The organism is Actinocorallia sp. A-T 12471 (assembly GCF_033875155.1).
In the GTDB taxonomy this organism is placed as follows: Bacteria; Actinomycetota; Actinomycetes; order Streptosporangiales; family Streptosporangiaceae; genus Actinocorallia.
Window position 1 is genome coordinate 176,792 of record NZ_JAWZTE010000002.1, and the last position, 18,964, is coordinate 195,755.

An 18,964-nucleotide genomic window follows, 5' to 3' on the forward strand; every position below is an offset into this window, starting at 1 on the left:
CGAAGGGGGCCGCCCGGGGGCGGCCCCTCTCCTATGCCTTGCTGGGCGGTGCTGCGGAATCGGGCGATCCGGGCTCCTCGGCGGCGGCCGTTTCAGACGGCAACTCTCCGCCAAGGTACGCGGCCCGCACCTCTGGGTCGTCGAGCAGGGTCGCGGCGGGCGCGGACTTCACGACCTTGCCGGTCTCCAGCACGTAGGCCCGGTGGGCGAGCTTGAGCGCCTGCTGCGCGTTCTGCTCGACGAGCAGCACGGTGGTGCCGCGCCGGTTGATCTCCTCGATGATCGAGAAGATCTGCTGGACGAGCTTCGGCGCGAGACCCATCGACGGCTCGTCGAGCAGCAGCACCTTCGGCTTGGCCATGAGGGCGCGGCCGATGGCGACCATCTGCTGCTCGCCGCCCGACATGGTGCCGCCCATCTGCGTCTTGCGCTGGGCGAGCCGCTCGAACAGCTCGTAGACCTCGGCGAGGTCCTTGTCGAAGTTGCCTCGGCGGCTGTAGGCCCCCATAAGGAGGTTGTCCTCGACGGTCATGCCGGGGAAGACGCCGCGGCCCTCAGGGGACTGCCCGATCCCGGCGAGGACCCGCTTGTGGCCCGGCATCTTGGAGATGTCGGAGCCGTCGAAGCGAATCCGTCCGGCCGAGAGCTTGCGCAGCCCGGAGATGGTCTTCAGCGTCGTCGTCTTGCCCGCGCCGTTGCCGCCGATGAGGGTGACGATCTCACCCTCGGCGACCTCGAGCGAGATGCCCTTGAGCGCCTCGACCTTGCCGTAGTGGACGCGGATGTCCTCGATCTCAAGAAGCATCGGCGGGGGCTCCCAAATACGCCTCGATGACCCGGGGGTCGTCCTGGACCTCGCGCGGCAGTCCTTCGGCGATCTTCGTGCCGAAGTCGAGCACCGCGACGCGGTCGCTGATGCCCATGACGAGACGCATGTCGTGTTCGATGAGCAGGACGGTGACGCCGGTGTCGCGGATCTTGCGGATGAGGTCCTGGAGCGCGACCTTCTCCGCCGGGTTCATGCCCGCGGCGGGCTCGTCGAGCAGCAGCAGCCTCGGCCTTGTGGCCAGCGCCCGCGCGATCTCCAGACGCCGCTGGTCACCGTACGGGAGGTTCTTGGCGGCCTCGTGGCCCCGGTGGGCGATCCCGACGAAGTCGAGCAGCCGCTGGGCCTCGGCGCGGCCGTCGCGCTCCTCGTTGCGGTGCCAGGGCAGGCCGAGGCCCGCGCCGGCGAGACCCGTCCGGTGGTGGGCGTCCGCGCCGACCATGACGTTCTCGATGGCCGACATGTTGTGGAACAGCCGGATGTTCTGGAACGTCCGCGCGACGCCGGCCTTGGTGACCTGGTAGCGCTTCTTGTTCGGGTCGCGCTGGAACCGCGTGGCCGCCCAGTGGGCGAGCGCGCCGATCCCGTCGCCGCGGCCAAGCCGCGGGAAGCGGTCGCGCTTCCACGCGCCGACCAGGAAGTTCGACCCGAAGTCGACCCTTCCCTCGGTCGGCCGGTAGACGCCGGTGATCACGTTGAAGACCGTCGTCTTGCCCGCGCCGTTCGGGCCGATCAGGGCGAAGATCTCGCCCTCGCGCAGCGTCAGGTCGAGCTTGTTGATCGCGGTGACGCCGCCGAACCGCATGACGACCTCGCGCATCTCGAGCAGCGGCTGCCCGGACGGCTGCGCCGCCCGCTCGGCGGGGTTGCCGGTGGGGTTGTCGGTCACTTCTTCACCTCGATCTCCACGTCGGAGCCGCCGGGACCGCCGACCTCCGCGCCGAGCGACCCCATGCCTCCGGTGCCCTCGGCGAGTTCGGCCTTGCGCTGCCGGGACGGCAGGATGCCCTCCGGACGCAACGCCATCATGATCACCAGCGCCGCGCCGAACACCAGGATGCGGTACTCGCCGACGCCGCGGACCCGCTCGGGAATCCACGCGATGATGAACGCGCCGAGCATGACGCCCGGAATGTTCCCCGAACCGCCGAGCACGACCGCGGCGAGGATCGTCGCCGACAGGATGAACGGGAAGTCCTCGGGGATGATCGACGTCGCCTGCGAGCCGTACAGCACACCGGCGAGACCGCCGAAGGCCGCGCCGATCGCGAACGACGCGAGCTTGAACTTGAACGTCGGCACGCCCATGAGCTCGGCGGCGTCCTCGTCCTCGCGGATCGCGGCCCACGCGCGGCCGACCCGGCTCTTCTCCAGCCGCTTGGCGAAGACGATGGTGAGGACGATCGCGACTACCAGGAGGTAGTAGTACGGCCGCGTGTCCAGGGCCCCGTAGGTGAAGGGCTTGAGCCCGTCGAGGTCGAGGGCCTCGGTGAGGGCGTTGGTCGGGACGGCCCAGTCCGTCAGGTTCGGCGGGTGGGGGATGCCGGCGATGCCGTTCGGGCCGCCGATCGCGTCGGTGTTCGTCGCGGTGATGCGGATGATCTCACCGAAGCCGAGCGTGACGATCGCCAGGTAGTCGCCGCGCAGCCGCAGCGTCGGCGCGCCGAGCAGGATGCCCGAGAGCGCCGCCAGGACGATCCCGATGACGATGATCTCCCAGAAGCTCCAGCCGTACATCTTGCCGAGGACGGCCATGGTGTAGCCGCCGACCGCGAAGAACGCGACGTAGCCGAGGTCGAGCAGGCCCGCCTGCCCGACGACGACGTTCAGGCCGATCGCCAGCAGGATGTACCCGCCGATCGGATAGAACAGGATGCTCTGCCAGTCCGAGTGCGGCGACATGAAGGAGCCGATCCCGGAATGCGGGAGAAGGAACGCGCCGACGATGAGCGCGACGTAGATCGTCCAGCGGACGGGGCCCGGCTGGCCCGCCCACCAGTCGCGGATGCCGTCGAGCACGTCGCCGACCGCGCCGGTGACGATCTTGAGTGGCTGCTGCCTGACCCTTGCGGCGGGCTTGGCCTTGTCGAAGGTGCTCATACGCGTGCCTGCTGAAGTGACTCACCGAGGATGCCGGTGGGACGGAACATGAGGACGAGGACCAGGACGGAGAACGCCACGACGTCCTTCCATTCGGAGCCGAAGAAGGCCGAGCCGTACATCTCGATGAGGCCGAGGGTGAGGCCGCCGACGAGCGCGCCGCGCAGGTTGCCGATGCCGCCGAGCACCGCGGCGGTGAACGCCTTGATGCCGAGGAGGAAGCCGACGAAGTAGTTCGTCTCCTCGAACCGCATGAAGTACAGGGCCGCCGCCGCGCCCGCCATCGCGCCGCCGATCGCGAACGTCGCGGTGACGATCCGGTCGATGTTGACGCCCATCAGCACGGAGGTCTCGGGGTCCTGCGCGGTGGCGCGGATGCCCCGTCCGAGCTTGGTCCTGGTGATGAACTGGTCGAGGCCGATCATCATGAGGATCGCCGCGAGGAAGATGATCAGCTTGTCGTTGCGCACGACGAAGTCGCCGATGGCGATCACGTCCTCGCGCACGACGAAGTGCCCCTGGACGGGCAGCGCGCCCTTCTCCTTGGGGACGTCGAACCACCAGGGGATCAGGACGCGCGCGAACAGCTGCTGCAGGAACAGCGACGCGCCGATCGCGGAGATGAGCGCGGCGAGCCGTGACGCGCCGCGTTTGCGCAGCGGCCGGTAGGCGAGGAACTCCAACGCCACCGCGCTCGCGCCCGACGCGACGCCGCCCGCGAGCGCGAGCAGCAGGACGACGCCGATGAGCGCGACGCCGCCGATCTCGGAGAAGCCGAACGCGCCGACCACCGCGAGGGAGGTGAAGGTGCCGATCATGAAGATCTCGGAGTGCGCGAAGTTGATGAGGCGCAGCACCCCGTACACCATCGTGTAGCCGAGGGCGATGAGGGCGTAGATCGAGCCGAGGGACAGCCCGTCCACGGTGGCGGGCCAGAACTGGCTCAGGAACTGGTCGGACGACGCCAGGAACCTGTCCCAGAGGCCGCCGAACACGCTGTCGAACATGAGAGAGTCACACCTTCGTGAAGAAGGGGCGGGAACCCGGGGTCACCGCGTTCCCGCCCCTCCACGTCTGCGTCGCGGGACTATTCGACCTTGGCTTCCTTGGCGTTGCCCAGCAGCGGCAGGGTCTCGCCGGTCACCTTGTAGATGTAGACGTCGTCCGCGGCGATCTCACCGTTCTCCTGGAACTTGATCTGCTTGCTGACGCCGGGGAAGTCGGCGCTGGCGATCCAGTTGTTGATGTCCTCGGCGGTGACGTTGCCGGCCTTGACGGCGTTGATGAACACCGACGCGGCGTCGTAAGCCTCGGCCGAGTAGATCGCGGTCGGCGAGCCGAACTTGGTCTTGTAGGCGTCGGCGAACTTCTTGGACGCGTCGCCCGCGGAGCCCTCGGGGTCGATCAGGCAGGGGCAGCCGATGAGCGCGCCCTCGGCGTTCTTGCCGCCCGCACCCTTGGCCAGGCCCGGGTCGAGGGAGCCGTCGGCCGACAGGAACTTGCCGTCGACGCCGGCCTCGCGCAGCTGCTTGAGCAGCTTGCCGCCCTGGGCGTAGTAGCCCGCGAAGAAGATCGCGTCGGGGGCGAACGCCTTCACCTTGTTGACGGTGGAGGAGTAGTCCGACGCCTTCGCGTCGATCGAGTCGGTCTGGCTGCTCGCGCTGCCGGCCTCGACGGTCGTCTTGACGGTCGCGCCGAGCGGCTGGCCGTACGTCGACTTGTCGTCGATGATGAAGACCTTCTTGGCGGACAGGCCGTTGACGATGAAGTTGCCGATACCGGCGCCCTGGACGTCGTCGTCGGCGATGACGCGGTGCCAGTACTTCCAGCCGCTCTCGGCGAGGTCGGCGTTGGTGGCGGAGGCCGAAACGCTCGGCACCTTCGCCTCCTCGAGGACCGGGCCGACCTGCGCGGACTCACCGGAGAACGCCGGGCCGATCAGGCCGACGATCTTGTCCTCCTTGATGGCCTGCTTGGCAAGAGCGGTCGCCTGCTCCGGCTTCGCCTGGCTGTCATAGGGGATCAGCTTGATCTTGGTGTCGGGGTTCGTCGCGTTGTACTCCTCGATCGCGAGTTCCGCCGCGTTCTTGATCGGCAGCACGATGCCGGAGTTCTCACCGGTGAGGTCGCCCATGAGTCCGATCGAGACCTCGGAGACATCGCCGCCGCCGCTTGAGTCGTCGCCACCGCCGCATGCGGTCAGCGCGAGGCTCGCGACACCGGCCACCGCGATGAGGCGGAGAGCGGACGTTCCAAGTTTCATGCCTTTGGCTCCTTCACCGGGTCGGCGCAGCGCGACGACCCACGTGGGACTGATTGGCGGAAACGTACTGAACGCCGATCAGGAACACCAGGCCAGAGCCGTTTCCCATCCGTCGTGATGCACAGTCGTGACCTTGCCGCTACCAACGGCAAATATCCGAAACCGGGATGTAACACCACAAAAGTGAGGAATTACTATTCCTGTGTTTTCGGCTCGGCTTCCGGCTCCGGCCGCACCGCGCTGTCCAGCACCGCCTCGGCGACCTTCCGCATGGTCAGCCGACGGTCCATCGACGTCTTCTGGATCCAGCGGAACGCCTCGGGCTCACTCCACCCGTGCTGCGCCTGGAGCTGCCCCTTGGCGCGATCCACGACCTTGCGGGTCTCCAACCTGTCCTTGAGCGTCGTGACCTCCGACTCGAGCTGCCGGATCTCGTCGTACCGCGACACCGCCATCTCGATCGCCGGCACGAGATCGGCCTTGGTGAACGGCTTCACCAGATACGCCATCGCCCCCGCGCTCCGCGCCCGTTCCACCAGCTCACGCTGCGAGAACGCGGTCAACATGACGACGGGCGCGACCCGCTCCCCCGCGATCCGCTCCGCCGCCGAGATGCCGTCGAGAATCGGCATCTTCACATCAAGGATCACCAGATCGGGCCGCAGCTCCGAAGCCAGCTTCACGGCCGTCTCCCCGTCCCCGGCCTCCCCCACAACCCGGTACCCGTCCTCCTCCAACATCTCCTTGAGGTCAAGCCGGATCAGGGCCTCGTCTTCGGCGATGACAACTCGCTTGGCACTCTCGCTCACGCGCACGAGACTACCGGGAACCTGTACCCTGGTGCCTGTCCCGGGTCGGCTAGACCCCGGTACGCACCGGTCCGCTCCACCGGACCCCGCCTCGGTATCCCAATTGGCAGAGGAGACGGATTCAAAACCCGTTCGTTGTGGGTTCGACTCCCACCCGAGGCACCACATTGAATAACCCGCCCTCCAGCCGGACGGCGATCGAGCTCTAACGAGCCCATCCCTGCTTTGCGCTCATGGCACCCTGCGCGTCGACGGGTTCCGGCCCCTCAGGGCCGGGTCACTCGCCCACGGATCTCGTCGGCGACAACGTCAAGCCGCTCGGCGCTCCCTTGCCCGAGCCCCGCCCCAGTGCGGTGGGCGGCGCTGGACGCCGGAGCCCATGAACAGGCCAGGCGACACTACGGTGAGGCCGTTGGCGCGGCTGGGGCTGGAGCGCCGGGTGCGGTTCGGGCGCTGCTCATTGAGCGTCAGGCGTGGGCGCACGCTGTGCGGGGTGACGAGGCGGGTGCCGCACGAGCTCTCGGCGACGCCGAGACCGCGCTCCTTGAATGCCGCGGGCAAGTGCCCCATTGGGCGGCGTGGGTCGACCAGATCGAACTCCAGATCATGGCGGGACGCTGTTGGGCCGAGCTCGGGCGTGAGCTGGAGCAGGCCACCTCGACGGCGATGCGCGCGATGGAGCTTGCGACGGGGGTCGCGTCGGTGCGGCCGCGTCAGAGGATCGGGTCGCTTATGTACAGATTCGAGCAGTACGCCGCGGAGGGCGGCGTCAGCGACCTCCTCGATCACGCCGAGGACTGGCTCAGCCGGTCGTCGTTCGTGTGATCCAGTCGAGGTAGTAGGGGGTGCCGTCTATGGGGGTGACGGTCACCTCCGCTGTGGTGCCCCAGGGGTGGGATTCGGCGAGGTGGGTTTCGAGGGCGGCGCGGTTGGCGGTTGTGGTTTTGAGGAGGAGGACCCACTCTTCGCTTTCGCCGTATTCGCCGTTGTGCCACCAGGCTGCGGTGACGGGGCCGTGGATCTGGCCGGAGGCGGCGTGGCGGGACTTGACGGCGGAGCGGAGGAGCGCGAGGGCTTCTTCGCGGGTGCCCAGTGCGGTGGTGACGTTGAGGTGGGTCACGGGGCCGGACTCATCCCAGGAAGGCCGAGGCCCCGCCGGATGAGCGGCGGGGCGGGGCGGCGGGTCAGTGGTGGGCTATGGCGTCGCCTATGCGGTGGACGCGTAGGGCGTTGGTGGAGCCGATGGTGCCGGGCGGGGAGCCGGCGACGATGACTACCTTGTCGCCTTTTTGGCAGCGGCCCAGTTCTAGGAGGGCCTGTTCTACCTGGGCGACCATTTCGTCGGTGTGGTCGACGTGGGGGACGAGGAAGGTTTCGACGCCCCAGGTGAGGGCCAGGCGGCTGCGGACGCGTTCGACCTCGGTGAAGGCCAGGAGGGGGATGGGGCTGCGGTAGCGCGCCAGGCGGCGGGCGGTTTCGCCGGACATGGTGAAGGCGACCAAAGCCTTCGCGCCTACGATCGCGCCGACCTCGGCGGCGGCTCGGGCGATGGCGCCGCCGGTGGTCTCGGGCCTGCGGTCGAGGGTGTGGGCGGCGTCGAGGTGGGACTCCTCGGCCGCGGCGGCGATGCGGGACATCGTCTGGACGGCCTCGATCGGGTACTGGCCGACCGCCGTTTCGCCCGAGAGCATGACGGCGTCGGCCCCGTCGAAGATGGCGTTGGCGACGTCGCTCGCCTCGGCCCTCGTCGGGCGGGGGGCGCTGATCATCGACTCGAGCATCTGGGTCGCGACGATCACCGGGTGTGCCTTGTCGCGGCACAGCTCGATCGCGCGCTTCTGCACGATCGGGACCTGCTCGAGCGGCAGTTCGACGCCCAGGTCGCCGCGCGCGACCATGATGCAGTCGAACGCGTCGACGATCTCGGGCAGCGCCGCGACGGCCTGCGGCTTCTCGATCTTGGCGATGAGGGGGACGCGGACGCCCTCCTCGTCCATGATCCGGTAGCACTCCTGGGCGTCGGCGGCGTTGCGCACGAACGACAGGGCGACCATGTCGACGCCGACGCGCAGCGCCCAGCGCAGGTCCGCCTCGTCCTTGTCGGTGAGGGCGGGCACGCTGACGGCCACGCCGGGCAGGTTGAGGCCCTTGTTGTCGGACACCATGCCGCCGACGACGACCTCGGTGCGCACCCGCGGGCCCTCCACGCCGAGGACCTTGAGGGAGACCTTGCCGTCGTCGACGAGGACGAAGTCGCCGCCGGTCACGTCGCCGGGCAGGCCCTGGTAGGTGGTGGACACCTCCTTGCGTGACCCGGGCACGTCCTCGGTGGTGATGGTGAACTCGTCGCCCACGTTGAGCCGGACCGGGCCGTCGGGGAAGCGGCCGATGCGGATCTTGGGGCCCTGGAGGTCGGCGAGCACGCCGACGCCCCGACCGGTGGCCTCGGCCGCGTCGCGCAGGAAGCGGTAGACCTCTTCGTGCTGCTCGTGGCTTCCGTGGGACATGTTCAGCCGGGCCACGTCGATCCCGGCCTCCACGAGGGCCAGGATCTGCTCGCGGCTGGAACACGCGGGACCGATGGTGCTGACTATCTTCGCTCGACGACTCACGGATACCACCCTAGGTAGTTACCCGACAGTAGGTGCAAAACAGCAGCTAGACATCACCGTCTGTTCATCGAGAACTTCGTGGAGTGGTCTAGACCAACGGTTTCGGTGACGGGCGCGGCCGGGGCCGTCAGGGAAGCCCGTCGCCAGACGACGAGGGCGGCGGCCAAGGCGACAGTGACGGGAGGGAGCAGGAAGGCGGTTTCCGGGCCGAACCGGTCGGCGAGCTGGCCGCCGAGGGCCGCGCCGGTCGCGATGCCCATGCCGGTCGCGCCGGTGAGCCAGGTGTACGCCTCGGTCTTGACGTGCGCGGGGGCGAGCCCGTCGAGGACGGTGTAGCCGGTGATCAACGCGGGCGCGACGATGAGGCCCGCCGCCCCGGCCGCCGCGTAGAGGGGGCCGGTGGAGGACGCGAGCGGCGGCAGCAGCAGCGCGGCCGACAGGGCCCACATGAGGAACGCGAGGCGGCGCGGTGCCTTGCCCTTCAGGCGGAGTGCGCCGAAGACGAGTCCGCCGACGAGGCTTCCCGCCGAGAACGTCCCGTAGATGGTGCCCGCCGCGCCGGGGTCGCCGAGCTGCTCGGTGTAGGAGGTGACGGCGACCTGGAGCGCGCCGAAGACCGTGCCGACGCCGAGCAACGCGCCCGCGACGACGCCGACACCGCGCAGCCCCAACACACGGGTGCCGCCCGTAGACGGGACGGGTACGGGAGCCGGCCTGCCCGTCCGTACGGTGGCGAACATCAGGGTGCCGAAGGCGACGAGGACGAGCGCGCCGGTGAGCGCCCAGACGGGGCTCGCGCCGGTCGCGGCAGCGATCAGGACGATCGGCGCGAGGGTGAACATGAGGTCGTCGGTGACGGCCTCGACCGCGAACGCCGTGCTCACGCTGCCCGGCGGCAGGAGATGCGCCCAGCGCGCGCGGACCATCGAGCCGACCTGCGGCATCGTCGCGCCCGCCAGCGCTGAGAGGGCGACGAGCCAGCCGGGCGTCAGGCCCGTCTGCGCGGCGACGAGCAGCGCGCCGAGCGCCGCGACGTGCACGGCGGTCTGCGGGTAGAGCACGGCCCGCTGCCCGTGCCGGTCGGCGAGCCGCCCGGTCTGCGGCGCGGCGAGCGCCTGCGCGACGGCGGCGGCCGCCGCCGCGAGCCCGCCCCACCCGTAAGATCCGGTCGCCCACTCGACGAGCAGCAACGTCCCGATCTGCAGCATCGCGTAAGGCAGCCGCGCACAGATCCCCGGCACGAGGAACCGCCAGGCCCCCGGCGTCCCCAACACACCCACATAAGCCCGCAAGGCCCGCTTCTCTCCACCCTCGACGACCAACGGTCAGACCGGGGTAGATACCGCCCTGATCCCAGAACAGCCGCCTTGCGGTCCCCCACATTTTACGCAAACCCCCAGAACCCCAAACCCCAAACCCCAACCCCAAACCCCAAACCTCCGGCCCCGAGCGCCTAGCGGCGCTCGGGGCCTCCGGAAGGAAACCCCACCCCGCCCGAAGACTTGAACCGGGAACCTCCGGAAGGGAACCCCACCCACGGACTCTGCCTACTGCCGGCACGCGAAGCGCAACGTCCGGAGGAGACCCCACACGCGCGCCGCCTCCTACCGGTAGGCGAAGCGCGGCGTCCGGGGTGGGGACCCCTACCCGCGTGGGTGTTGCGGCGCGCTGACCGACGCCCGCACCCCACTCGCGCCGCCTCCTACCGGTAGGCGAAGCGCGGCGTTCGGAGAAAGCAACGCCGCGCAGGCCCCCGTTCGGTAGGCGAAGCGCGGCGTCCGGGGTGGGAGCCCTGACCCGCGTGGGGGTGGCGGCGCGCTGACCGACGGGCGTAGCCCATGCGCGCCCGCGCTAGTCTCTTTGCCCGACGCTACGCGGGGCGCTCACGACCGCTGGGCGCGTCGTGCTCGGTGCGGTCCTCGCCGCCGCACGGGTCCTGCGCGATGCTCGGCGCGGGGCCGTCAACCGCACGGGCGTCGCGCGATGCTCGGCGCGGGCGGCCAGCCGCGTGGGCGTCGCGCGATGCTCGGCGCGGGGGGTGCCAGCCGCACGGGCGTTGCGCGTCGCTCGGTGCGGGGGGGTGCCAGCCGCACGGGCGTTGCGCGTCGCTCGGTGCGGGGGGGTGCCAGCCGCACGGGCGTTGCGCGTCGCTCGGTGCAGGGGGGTGCCAGCCGCACGGGCGTTGCGCGTCGCTCGGTGCGGGTGCCGGGCGCACGGGCGTTGCGCGTCGCTCGGTGCGGAGGCCGCCAGGCGCGCAGGCGTTGCGCGGTGGGGGTGTCGGGCGTGCGGGTGTTGGGCGGTGCTTGGTGTGGGGTGGGTGGCGGGGGGTGGGGGTTAGGGGTGGGGGGTGGGGGTGGGGAGGTGGACTGTGCCGGTTGTGCCGTTGAGGGTTAGGGGGGTGTTGGGGGGGATTCGGGTGGTGAGGGTGGGGATTCGGGCTATGGCGGGGATGTGGAGTTCGCGGGCGACGATGGCGACGTGGCTTAGGGGGCCGCCGCGTTCTATGAGGAGGCCGGAGGCGGTGGACAGGACGGAGACCCAGCGGGGGTCGGTGCGGCGGGTGACGATGATGCCGCCTTCGGCGTCGGCGGGCTCGTCGAGGAGGCGGGCGGGGCCCGTGGCTATGCCGGGGCTGCACGGGATGCCGCGCAGGACGTCGGCGGGGTCGTCGCCGGGGTCGGGGCTGCGCAGGCTCCAGTAGACGCTGCCGCGCGTGGTGAAGCGCGGCGGCGGGGCGGGCATCAGGCGCTGGCGGGTCTGCTGGTCGCGGCGCAGGTCGGCGAGCGGGCGCATCTCGCGGTGGTTGAGGGTGCCCGCGTAGGCGGCGCGGATCTCCTCGACCTTGAGGAAGAACACCTCGCGGCGGTCGCCGAGCGCGCCGACGGCCTCCAGGTCGCGGCCGATCGCCTGGAACATGCGCCGCGCGAGCCCGAACGCGTGCACCCTCGCGTGCCTGACGCGTTCGCGCTCATGCAGCGCCTCACGGACCTTCGTACGGACGAGGTTGTACACGAACCTCTTGGGCGCGCTGAGCCGCGCCTCAAGGTAAGCCTCCGCCTCCGCACGACGCCGCGCCGCCGCAGCCGCCTCCTCCGCTTCCGTCCCGCTCCGCACGTTCTGCAACGCTTCCTGAAGAAGCCCCATGAGCCGGACGGGATCATCCCGAAGGTCGGGCTCCTCAAGCTTCAACCCGCCAAGATGCCCGTGCTCGGCGAGGTAGCACGTCAGCGCGTCCCGCAGCCAGACGGCGTCATCCCCCCGCGCCTCGGCCAGCCACTCCGGCAACGCGCTCACGTCCCGCGCCGCGACCTCCACCGCGAGCCGGTCACGCGTCGCGAGCTCCGCCGCGATCTCCCCCATCCGCCGGACGGCCGGCCCCGGCTCGTTCGACGGCCGCACGGCCTCCCAGGCGAGCCACGCCGGCGCGTCCCGCAACCACCGCTGGTTCAACCCGTGCAGCACCCCGAACGAGAGCATCAGGACGTTGTCCAGCACCGCCGTCGGCCCCCACCGCGTGAGCAGCCGCTCTTCCAGCCGGTACAGCGCGCGGTTGACCTCCTGCCCCGGCATCGAGGAGTAGTCGACGCCCTCGAACTCCGCGGCGGCCTCGGCGAAGTCGTCGACGAACGACGAGACCGACCGCCGCGCCCCAAAGAACATCCGGACGAACCGGACGGCCACCCGCAGCCGCACAAGCCGCTGCCGCCCGGCGGAGTCGATCGGATGCTGCGCGTCCGCGAGCTCGTCGGACGTCTCCCGAACGCCCAGAGCCCGCTCGAGCACACGCCGATGCAGCTTGTACCCCGGCAGCAGCCGGATCACCTTGTACCAGTTCAGGACGTTGTAGTACACGCGTCCGTCGAAGTAGCCGAGCATGTCGCCGAACCACTCGTCCATCTTGGCGATGTCGCTCTCGGGCACGCCAAGCGCGCGCACGTGGTCGCGGTACACCTTCTGGTAAGCCGACCGCGCGAAACTGAACGTAAGCGGAGCGGTCACCTCGCCGAACGCCTCGTCTATGTGCGCGCTGTCCCAGACGCGCAGTTCGCCTTCCGCCTCCCTGAGCGTGGTGATGGGCCGGGCCTGGAGCACGTGGAACGCGCCGTCCGCGAAAGCCCACTCGACGTCCTGCGGGCAGCCGAACAGCCGCTCGATCTCCGCGCCGAGCTCGCCCAGCTCGCCGACCTGGTCGTTGGTGAGCGCGAACCGCTCGCGGTGGTGCCCGGACACCCGGCTGAGCACCGGCCCGTCGGGTCCGGCGTCGAGCCGCTCGGCCTTCTCCCCGATGACGGCGTCGCCGACGACCCCGCTCTCTCGATCAAGGGTCAACGTGTCGGGGTCGACCGCCCCGGACGCCAGCGTCTCCCCCAGCCCGTACACGCAGCTGATGAGCGACTGCGCCCGGTTCCCGGTGACGGGATGCGCGGTGAACATGACCCCGGACACCTCGGCGGGCACGATCCGCTGGACGATGACGGCGAGGTCGATCCGGTCGGTCGGCAGCCCGTGCAGCCACCGGTACACCAGCGACCGCGCCGAGTACCCCGACGCCCAGCACTCCCTGACGTGCTCGGCCACCGCGTCGAACCCGGAGAGCCCGAGGAACGACGAGTACTGCCCCGCGAACGACACGTTCGGCAGATCCTCATCGGCCCCCGACGACCTGACGGCCACCCGCCCCTGCCCGATCGCGTCGTACGCCCGCCAGATCGCCGAGAGCGCGGGCCCGTCGAGCGGCGTGACGGCGAACGCCTTGGCGATCCGTTCGGCGATGTCGTACGCGGTGTCGGGGTTGAGCCCGGAAAGCAGCGCCGCGATCTCCGCGTCGAGCCCGGACCGCAGCCTGAAGTCGCGCAGCACGTCGAGCCCGATCACCGACCAGGGCGGCACGGCGAATCCGGCGTCGGCGAGGGTGCGCAGGTGCGCGGCCTTGCCGCCGATCACGTGCGCACCACTTCGGCGCTCGCCGCGCAGACCTCGACGCCGTCCTGCGCGAAGGAGACCGCGACGGACGCCTTCCCGCCCCTGTCGGCGACGATACGGGCCGTACAGGACAGGGCCGCGTCAAGCTCCCCGATACCCGGGTGGGTGCTGTCGAGCGCCGTAACGGCGAGCTGTCCGGCCGGCAGGGCAAGGTGCCGGGACGTCGCCCACAAGGCGGCCTGCCGGGCGGCCTCCATGAGCGCGACCGCGGTGATGTGGTCCTGCGGCTTGTCGAAAAGTCCGGGGTTGGCGGGATCCATGACGACCCGGGCGGTCATCGTCCCCGGCCGCCAGACCGGGTCGGCGAGGATGACGTTGTCGTCGTGGCTGCGTCCGACGGCACGGGCCGCCGGGAAGGTTCCGGTCATGTCGGGCGGCCCGACCTCGGGGCCGAGCCCGTGCCTCGCCCGGCCCGCCGCGCGCTCGGCCCGCCAGGACTCCTCGCCCATCCAGGTGAACGACGACGCGGCGTTCGCGAGCGGCACGCCGTCGCCGTCGCCGTCCATGCCGAGCCCGTCCATGCCGAAGAAGCGCAGCGTGAGGTCGAGTCCGTCGCGGCGCGCCTCGGCGACGGTCGCCTCGATCCTGACGCGCCGGTGCGCGCTCGCGCCGGGCACCAGCGCCGCGCGCAGGCCGCGCAGCGCGAACCGCGCGTCGTCGGGCGCGCCGTGGTGGGCGTGCGCGAGGACGTAACAGCTCTGCCTGGTCAGCTCGAGGATGGGCGCGAGGTCGAGGCCGACGCCGGTGCGCGGCAGGTCGTTGAGGAAGCGATGCGCGGTCGGCAGCTCGCCCGCGAGCAGCACCGCGCCGCCGGGCGCGGCGAGCTGGTCGGTGAGCAGGACGCTCGCGGGACCCGCCTTGTGGACGAGCCGGTAGGGCAGGGTCCGGTCGAACCGCAGCGGACGCGTCGGCTGCGCGGTCAGGTGCTCCCACTGCGCGGTGGTCACCGCGGTCACCAGCGGCGCTTTGTCCGGTTCCGGGGACGCGACCATCGCCGCGCCGCCGAGGACGACCCCGTCCCACGGGTCGACGGGTGTGCCGCGCTCCGCCCGATCACGCGCTGCGGGCACGGAAAGGTCATGACCGGGAACGCGCTCGTACAGCTCCGCGATAAGCGCGCGCGCTTCCGCCTCACGGTCTACGCCCGCCGCCAAGTCGGCGTACACGCGGCGACGGTCCGGGCCGTCGAGCAGGATGCCGAACTCGCGGACGAGGTCGGCGGGCTCGTCGGCGGTGTGCGCGAAGGTGATGAGCGTGCCGATCTGGGAGGGCGGCCCGTCGAGCCGGTGGCGCAGCTGCCAGCGTTCCCGCCGCGACGGGTCGGCGCTGCCCTTGCGCTGGCTGATCCGCAGCGTCGCCGGGATGGGCGCGCGCGGCAGCCTGGCGACAAGGAGCAGGCTCTCCCCCGCGCTCGCGAGGAGGTCGGTGAGGGCGCGGCGCTCGCGGGTCGCGACGTTCCACTGGTACCACCACAGCGCGCGGGTGCTGTGCCGGTCGAGCCGCAGCGGCTCGGCGGCGGCGATGACGGCGTCCTGCTCGAGCAGCCACTCGAGCGCGGCTTCAAGCCGACGGCCTGCGACGGCGTCGGGGGTGAGCAGCACTGTGGCGTGTACGTCGAGGAGTGACCACGGGTCGGGGACCGTCTCGACGAGGTCGTCCCAGCCGTCGCGGAAGTAGCTGTCCACAGCGAACAGCGCGCGCTTGCCGGGGAGCGCGGACAGCGCGGCGGGGACGGGCTCTGCGTGCTCGGCCCCGATGGTCATCTCGGGTGTCTGCGCGGGCGCTGTGCCCGCTCCGGCCAGTGCGGTCGTCCCCGTCATGCCCGCCTCTCCCCACGGCGTCCCCGGCCCCGGATCGCACAGCGCTCCGGACCGATCACGAACCGTCCTGAAATATCCCTTCAAGAAAGGCCATCGAAGATGATCTGATCTTTGTTGTCAAATCGCCACAGCCCTGGCGGCAAGCGTTCACACACCTTTAACAGGGCGCTCCATTGCGGAGTGTCGCAGGTCACTGCCCCGCCCGGATTCCCTGCCCGGTAAGGGATCGCGCCGAGGTAACAGGAGTCAACATGACATTTCGGACCGCAGTCAACACAGCCGGTGAATTGCGCAACGACGCCATTCTCTTTTTCCGTGCCGCGCTCCCGCACCCGTTCCCGCCGCAACAAAGAACGCCCGGCCGCAGGTCACGGGACCGGGCCGGGCGTTCGGCGAGCGTTACAGGTCGTTGCGGATGCGGGTCAGAACATCGGCGGTCGCCGAGACGGGTTCGGCCTCCACGCACAACTGGTCCATCACCGCGAGGTAGCGCTCGACGTCGTCGCGCTTGTCGAGATACAGCGCGCTGGTGAGCTGTTCCAGATAGACGACGTCGGGAAGATCGGGCTCGGCGAACCGCAGGATGCTGAACGGGCCGCCGGCCGCCGCGTGCCCGCCGCGCGCGAACGGCACGACCTGGACCGTCACCCGGGGCAGCTCCGACAGCTCGATGAGGCGCGTGAGCTGCTCGCGCATCACCGCGCGCCCACCGAGGGGACGGCGCACGGCCGCCTCGTCGACGACGGTCCACACCAGCGGCGGGTCCTCGCCGGTGAGCAGTTCCTGGCGCTGCATCCGCATCTCGACGCGGCGCTCGATCTCGTCGGGCGGCGCGGCGCTGTGGCCGAGCAGGGTGACCGCGCGGGCGTAGCCCTCGGTCTGGAGCAGCCCGGGGACGAACTGCACCTCGTAGGAGCGGATGCGGCTGGCGGCCTCCTCGAGGCCGATGTAGTTCTCGAACCACTTCGGCAGCACGTCGTTGTAGCGGTGCCACCAGCCGTTGCGGCTGGCGCGCCGGGCGAGGGCGAGCGCCTTGGCGCGTTCCGCCTCGTCCCGGACGCCGTAGAGGGACAGGAGATCGGAGACGTCGCGCTCACGGAAGGAGACGCGGCCGAGCTCGAGCCGGCTGATCTTGGAGTCGGAGGCGCGGATGGCGTATCCGGCGTCCTCCCGGGAGATCCCCTTCGCCTCGCGCAGGCGGCGCAGTTGCGCGCCCAGAAGGATGCGCAACACCGTCGGACCGCCGCCCGCCGAGGCCGAGATGCTCATGACGGTGGCTGGTGCGGGTGGGACCATCCAGGGCTCCCCTGATCCATGGGTCTTCGGTTCTTCGGGTCTGCGATACGCCGGAACACGCGAGTATCCCATGGCACATCGCCGGGTTCCACCCGTTCTTATTTCGGACATCATGGACCGCCTGAACGGTCTGACCGCGTCGGCGGGACCCGGGCGCCGCCACCCGGCGCCCGCTGCTGTGCCCCCCGCTACTAGGCGACTAGATGGTCGAAGTCACCGTCCTTGGCGCCGCCGATGAAAGCCTCGATCTCCGCTCGCGTGTAGACGAGCACCGGGCCTTCCGGATGGCGCGAGTTGCGCATCGCGATCTCGCCGTTGGGCAACTCGCTCAATTCGACGCAGTTCCCGCTGGGGTTGCTCCTTCGGCTCTTCAGCCAGCCCCCGGGCGCCTGTCCGTGATGGGACGGCTTCAGTGCGTGTTCCCCCATGGCTTTGCTCCGTTCCAACAATGATCTTTCTGTGCCGCAAGGGCAGATGCACGTGCAGAAGCCCTTGCACCTGCACGCGTCGAAGGGAAAGATAGCGGACACCCACCCGACGCATCATCCGGTCGTGACAGGACAATCCATGACCCTTCAGCGGGCTCCTCGCATGATCCACAGCCGTCGGCTCTCCTGCGCCGACGAAGGCAGATGGCCTGCGATGCTGCCGACTCTGGAAGCCGCGCACTGGCCCACGCCGCCCTCGTCGGGCACCGACCGGCTCGTCCGGCGCCCGCTCAGCAGCGATCCGGGCTCCCCGGGTGCGGCGCGGGAGTTCACCCGCGACACGCTGCGCGGCTGGAACCTCTCCTGCGTCTTCGGCGACGCGGCGGTGGTGGTCTCCGAGCTCGTGACGAACGCGGTCCGCTACGGCCTTCCCGGACGGCACAGGGTCGCCCGCGCGCCGATCCAGCTCATCCTGATGGCGCAGGAGCGGCGGGTGCTCGCGATCGTCACCGACCCCAACCCCGAGCCCCCGGTGCTCAGCGAGCCCGACGACTTCGCCGAGAGCGGCCGCGGCCTCCAGGTCGTCGCCGGACTCGCCGAAGCCTGGGGCTGGGCGCCGCTGTCGACCGGCGGCAAGGCGGTCTGGTCGTCGTTCGCGCTCTGACCCGGACGTAACCCTCCCCGTGCTTCTCCCCTTAAGGCGTCCGTTTACAGCGCGCTTACGCGCATCGGGTAACCCGGGAATAACGGACAAACGCCGGACTGTTGTCCGCGACGGGCGGCGACCCATCGCCGCCGCGCCCGCGACGACGAGGGGAGGCGGCATGCAGAAACCGCGTTTTCCCGAGTCGATCCGACCTACGGTGGGTAAACAGGAAAGCGGGTCAGAGTTCCGGGGCGGTGAGGGCCACATGACCGATTCGTCCGCCTATAGTCTCGCGCCATGAACGTCGGGGGACCCGTCGCCGCGGCGCGGACCGTGCGTGGAGCCGCCGCGCGGCGTGAGGCCGACGGCTTCCACCGCACCCGCGTGCCCGATCCCGGAGCCGACTCCCTCCTGCACGCCGTTGACGCCCCCTACGCGGTGGGCGCGTGCGGCGCGGGACCGCTCATCCTCGCCTGGAACGGCACGGCCTGGACCTCCGAGACGCTGCCGGAGTTCGATCCCGCCCTGCACGGCGCGGTCCTGACCGCGGTGTCCGGCGACGTGGCGGTCGGCGGCGCGTTCGACCGCCTCCGCCTCGCCGAGGTGCCCCTCCTGCTGAGACGCGGCCCCACGGGCTGGCACGACGACGGCGCGCCGGAACTCGGCTTCCCCTACGTGCTCACCGGAGTCCGCGACGTCTGGGCCGTCGGGCACGGATTCCCCGGGAGCGGCCTGCCCACGTCCGTCGTCCTGCGGCACGACGGAGCCGTCTGGAAGCCCGTCGACGTGCCGGGGCGGCCCGCGAAGCTGCTCGCGGTGACCGCGTCGGGCGAGAACCTGCTCGCCGCCGGCGCACGTGACCGCGACGGCGTCATCCTGCACTTCGACGGACGCTCCTGGCGCGAGTGGCGCACCCGCACCGGGCCCGTCACGTCGCTCGCCTGCTGGCGCGGGCGCGCCTACGCGGCGGCCGGTGACGTCCTGCTGCACTGGACGGGCAGGCGCTGGGCCCAGGAGCGCGCGCCGCTGCGCGTCAACGCCGTCGCCGAGTGCCGCGCCGGGGTGCAGTGCGCCGGCGCGGACGCCCTCGCGGTCTTCGACGGCCGCCGCTGGAGCACCGAGGAACTCCCCGGCACCTGGCTGGGGACCGATCCGGAATGGCTCGTCGGCGCGTCCTGAGC

16 protein-coding genes and 1 tRNA gene are annotated in these 18,964 nt (G+C 70.7%); 4 read left to right on the forward strand and 13 right to left on the reverse strand.

Going from position 1 to position 18,964, the window contains the following annotated elements:
* Positions 1-31 precede the first annotated feature (31 nt).
* From R9X44_RS05990 to R9X44_RS06015, 6 genes are all read right to left on the reverse strand, one after another.
* The gene (locus R9X44_RS05990; protein WP_319812965.1) at positions 32-805 is read right to left on the reverse strand and encodes an ABC transporter ATP-binding protein; all 774 of its coding nucleotides are present in this window, start codon (positions 803-805) and stop codon (positions 32-34) included.
* Positions 795-1,715, reverse strand: a complete 921-nt coding sequence (locus R9X44_RS05995) for an ABC transporter ATP-binding protein (RefSeq protein ID WP_413774912.1) — start codon at positions 1,713-1,715, stop codon at positions 795-797. The genes R9X44_RS05990 and R9X44_RS05995 overlap by 11 nt, the downstream gene beginning before the upstream one ends.
* A complete protein-coding gene (locus R9X44_RS06000; RefSeq protein ID WP_319812966.1) occupies positions 1,712-2,926 on the reverse strand; it encodes an ABC transporter permease subunit in 1,215 nt (404 codons plus the stop codon). Before R9X44_RS06000 ends, R9X44_RS05995 begins: the two co-directional genes overlap by 4 nt.
* Positions 2,923-3,933: a branched-chain amino acid ABC transporter permease gene (locus R9X44_RS06005; RefSeq protein WP_319812967.1), complete on the reverse strand. Its 1,011-nt coding sequence runs from the start codon at positions 3,931-3,933 to the stop codon at positions 2,923-2,925. Before R9X44_RS06005 ends, R9X44_RS06000 begins: the two co-directional genes overlap by 4 nt.
* An 80-nt stretch (positions 3,934-4,013) precedes the next feature.
* The gene (locus R9X44_RS06010) at positions 4,014-5,189 is read right to left on the reverse strand and encodes a branched-chain amino acid ABC transporter substrate-binding protein (protein WP_319812968.1); all 1,176 of its coding nucleotides are present in this window, start codon (positions 5,187-5,189) and stop codon (positions 4,014-4,016) included.
* 194 nt (positions 5,190-5,383) lie between these two features.
* Positions 5,384-6,004, reverse strand: a complete 621-nt coding sequence (locus tag R9X44_RS06015) for an ANTAR domain-containing response regulator (RefSeq protein WP_319812969.1) — start codon at positions 6,002-6,004, stop codon at positions 5,384-5,386.
* Positions 6,005-6,086: 82 nt separating this feature from the next.
* Between R9X44_RS06015 and R9X44_RS06020 the strand changes: the two genes are divergently transcribed.
* Positions 6,087-6,163 (forward strand) — tRNA-Leu (locus tag R9X44_RS06020).
* A gap of 396 nt (positions 6,164-6,559) precedes the next feature.
* Entirely contained in the window at positions 6,560-6,823 is a 264-nt protein-coding gene (locus R9X44_RS06025; RefSeq protein ID WP_319812970.1) for a hypothetical protein, read from the forward strand.
* Here R9X44_RS06025 and cutA read toward each other — a convergent pair.
* The 7 genes from cutA to R9X44_RS06060 form a co-directional block, all read right to left on the reverse strand.
* Positions 6,801-7,118 carry a divalent-cation tolerance protein CutA gene (cutA, locus tag R9X44_RS06030; RefSeq protein ID WP_319812971.1) on the reverse strand — a complete coding sequence of 106 codons (318 nt, stop codon included), beginning with the start codon at positions 7,116-7,118 and terminating at the stop codon, positions 6,801-6,803. The genes R9X44_RS06025 and cutA overlap by 23 nt on opposite strands.
* A 64-nt stretch (positions 7,119-7,182) precedes the next feature.
* A complete protein-coding gene (pyk, locus tag R9X44_RS06035; RefSeq protein ID WP_319812972.1) occupies positions 7,183-8,610 on the reverse strand; it encodes a pyruvate kinase in 1,428 nt (475 codons plus the stop codon).
* A gap of 53 nt (positions 8,611-8,663) precedes the next feature.
* Positions 8,664-9,902, reverse strand: coding sequence for an MFS transporter (locus R9X44_RS06040; RefSeq protein WP_319812973.1), 1,239 nt, complete (start codon positions 9,900-9,902; stop codon positions 8,664-8,666).
* 1,042 nt (positions 9,903-10,944) lie between these two features.
* Positions 10,945-13,554: a PEP/pyruvate-binding domain-containing protein gene (locus R9X44_RS06045; protein WP_319812974.1), complete on the reverse strand. Its 2,610-nt coding sequence runs from the start codon at positions 13,552-13,554 to the stop codon at positions 10,945-10,947.
* On the reverse strand, positions 13,551-15,413 hold the full coding sequence (locus R9X44_RS06050; protein WP_319812975.1) for an AfsA-related hotdog domain-containing protein: 1,863 nt from the start codon (positions 15,411-15,413) through the stop codon (positions 13,551-13,553). Before R9X44_RS06050 ends, R9X44_RS06045 begins: the two co-directional genes overlap by 4 nt.
* Before the next feature lie 399 nt (positions 15,414-15,812).
* Positions 15,813-16,682, reverse strand: a complete 870-nt coding sequence (locus tag R9X44_RS06055; RefSeq protein ID WP_319812976.1) for a helix-turn-helix transcriptional regulator — start codon at positions 16,680-16,682, stop codon at positions 15,813-15,815.
* A gap of 218 nt (positions 16,683-16,900) precedes the next feature.
* On the reverse strand, positions 16,901-17,137 hold the full coding sequence (locus R9X44_RS06060) for a DUF397 domain-containing protein (protein WP_319812977.1): 237 nt from the start codon (positions 17,135-17,137) through the stop codon (positions 16,901-16,903).
* A gap of 214 nt (positions 17,138-17,351) precedes the next feature.
* Here R9X44_RS06060 and R9X44_RS06065 point away from each other — a divergent pair, with 214 nt between their 5' ends.
* Complete coding sequence (locus R9X44_RS06065) at positions 17,352-17,801, forward strand: ATP-binding protein (protein WP_319812978.1); 450 nt, start codon at positions 17,352-17,354, stop codon at positions 17,799-17,801.
* 279 nt (positions 17,802-18,080) lie between these two features.
* Positions 18,081-18,962, forward strand: coding sequence for a hypothetical protein (locus R9X44_RS06070; protein WP_319812979.1), 882 nt, complete (start codon positions 18,081-18,083; stop codon positions 18,960-18,962).
* Positions 18,963-18,964 lie beyond the last annotated feature (2 nt).

Bases quoted from the DNA above. Each gene is read 5' to 3' on its own strand.
- R9X44_RS05990 (WP_319812965.1), bottom strand. From the start codon at position 805: ATGCTTCTTGAGATCGAGGACATCCGCGTCCACTACGGCAAGGTCGAG.
- R9X44_RS06050 (WP_319812975.1), bottom strand. From the start codon at position 15,413: ATGACGGGGACGACCGCACTGGCCGGAGCGGGCACAGCGCCCGCGCAG.
- R9X44_RS06065 (WP_319812978.1), top strand. From the start codon at position 17,352: ATGCTGCCGACTCTGGAAGCCGCGCACTGGCCCACGCCGCCCTCGTCG.
- R9X44_RS06060 (WP_319812977.1), bottom strand. From the start codon at position 17,137: ATGGGGGAACACGCACTGAAGCCGTCCCATCACGGACAGGCGCCCGGG.
- R9X44_RS06070 (WP_319812979.1), top strand. From the start codon at position 18,081: ATGAACGTCGGGGGACCCGTCGCCGCGGCGCGGACCGTGCGTGGAGCC.
- R9X44_RS06005 (WP_319812967.1), bottom strand. From the start codon at position 3,933: ATGTTCGACAGCGTGTTCGGCGGCCTCTGGGACAGGTTCCTGGCGTCG.
- R9X44_RS06000 (WP_319812966.1), bottom strand. From the start codon at position 2,926: ATGAGCACCTTCGACAAGGCCAAGCCCGCCGCAAGGGTCAGGCAGCAG.
- R9X44_RS06055 (WP_319812976.1), bottom strand. From the start codon at position 16,682: ATGAGCATCTCGGCCTCGGCGGGCGGCGGTCCGACGGTGTTGCGCATC.
- R9X44_RS06010 (WP_319812968.1), bottom strand. From the start codon at position 5,189: ATGAAACTTGGAACGTCCGCTCTCCGCCTCATCGCGGTGGCCGGTGTC.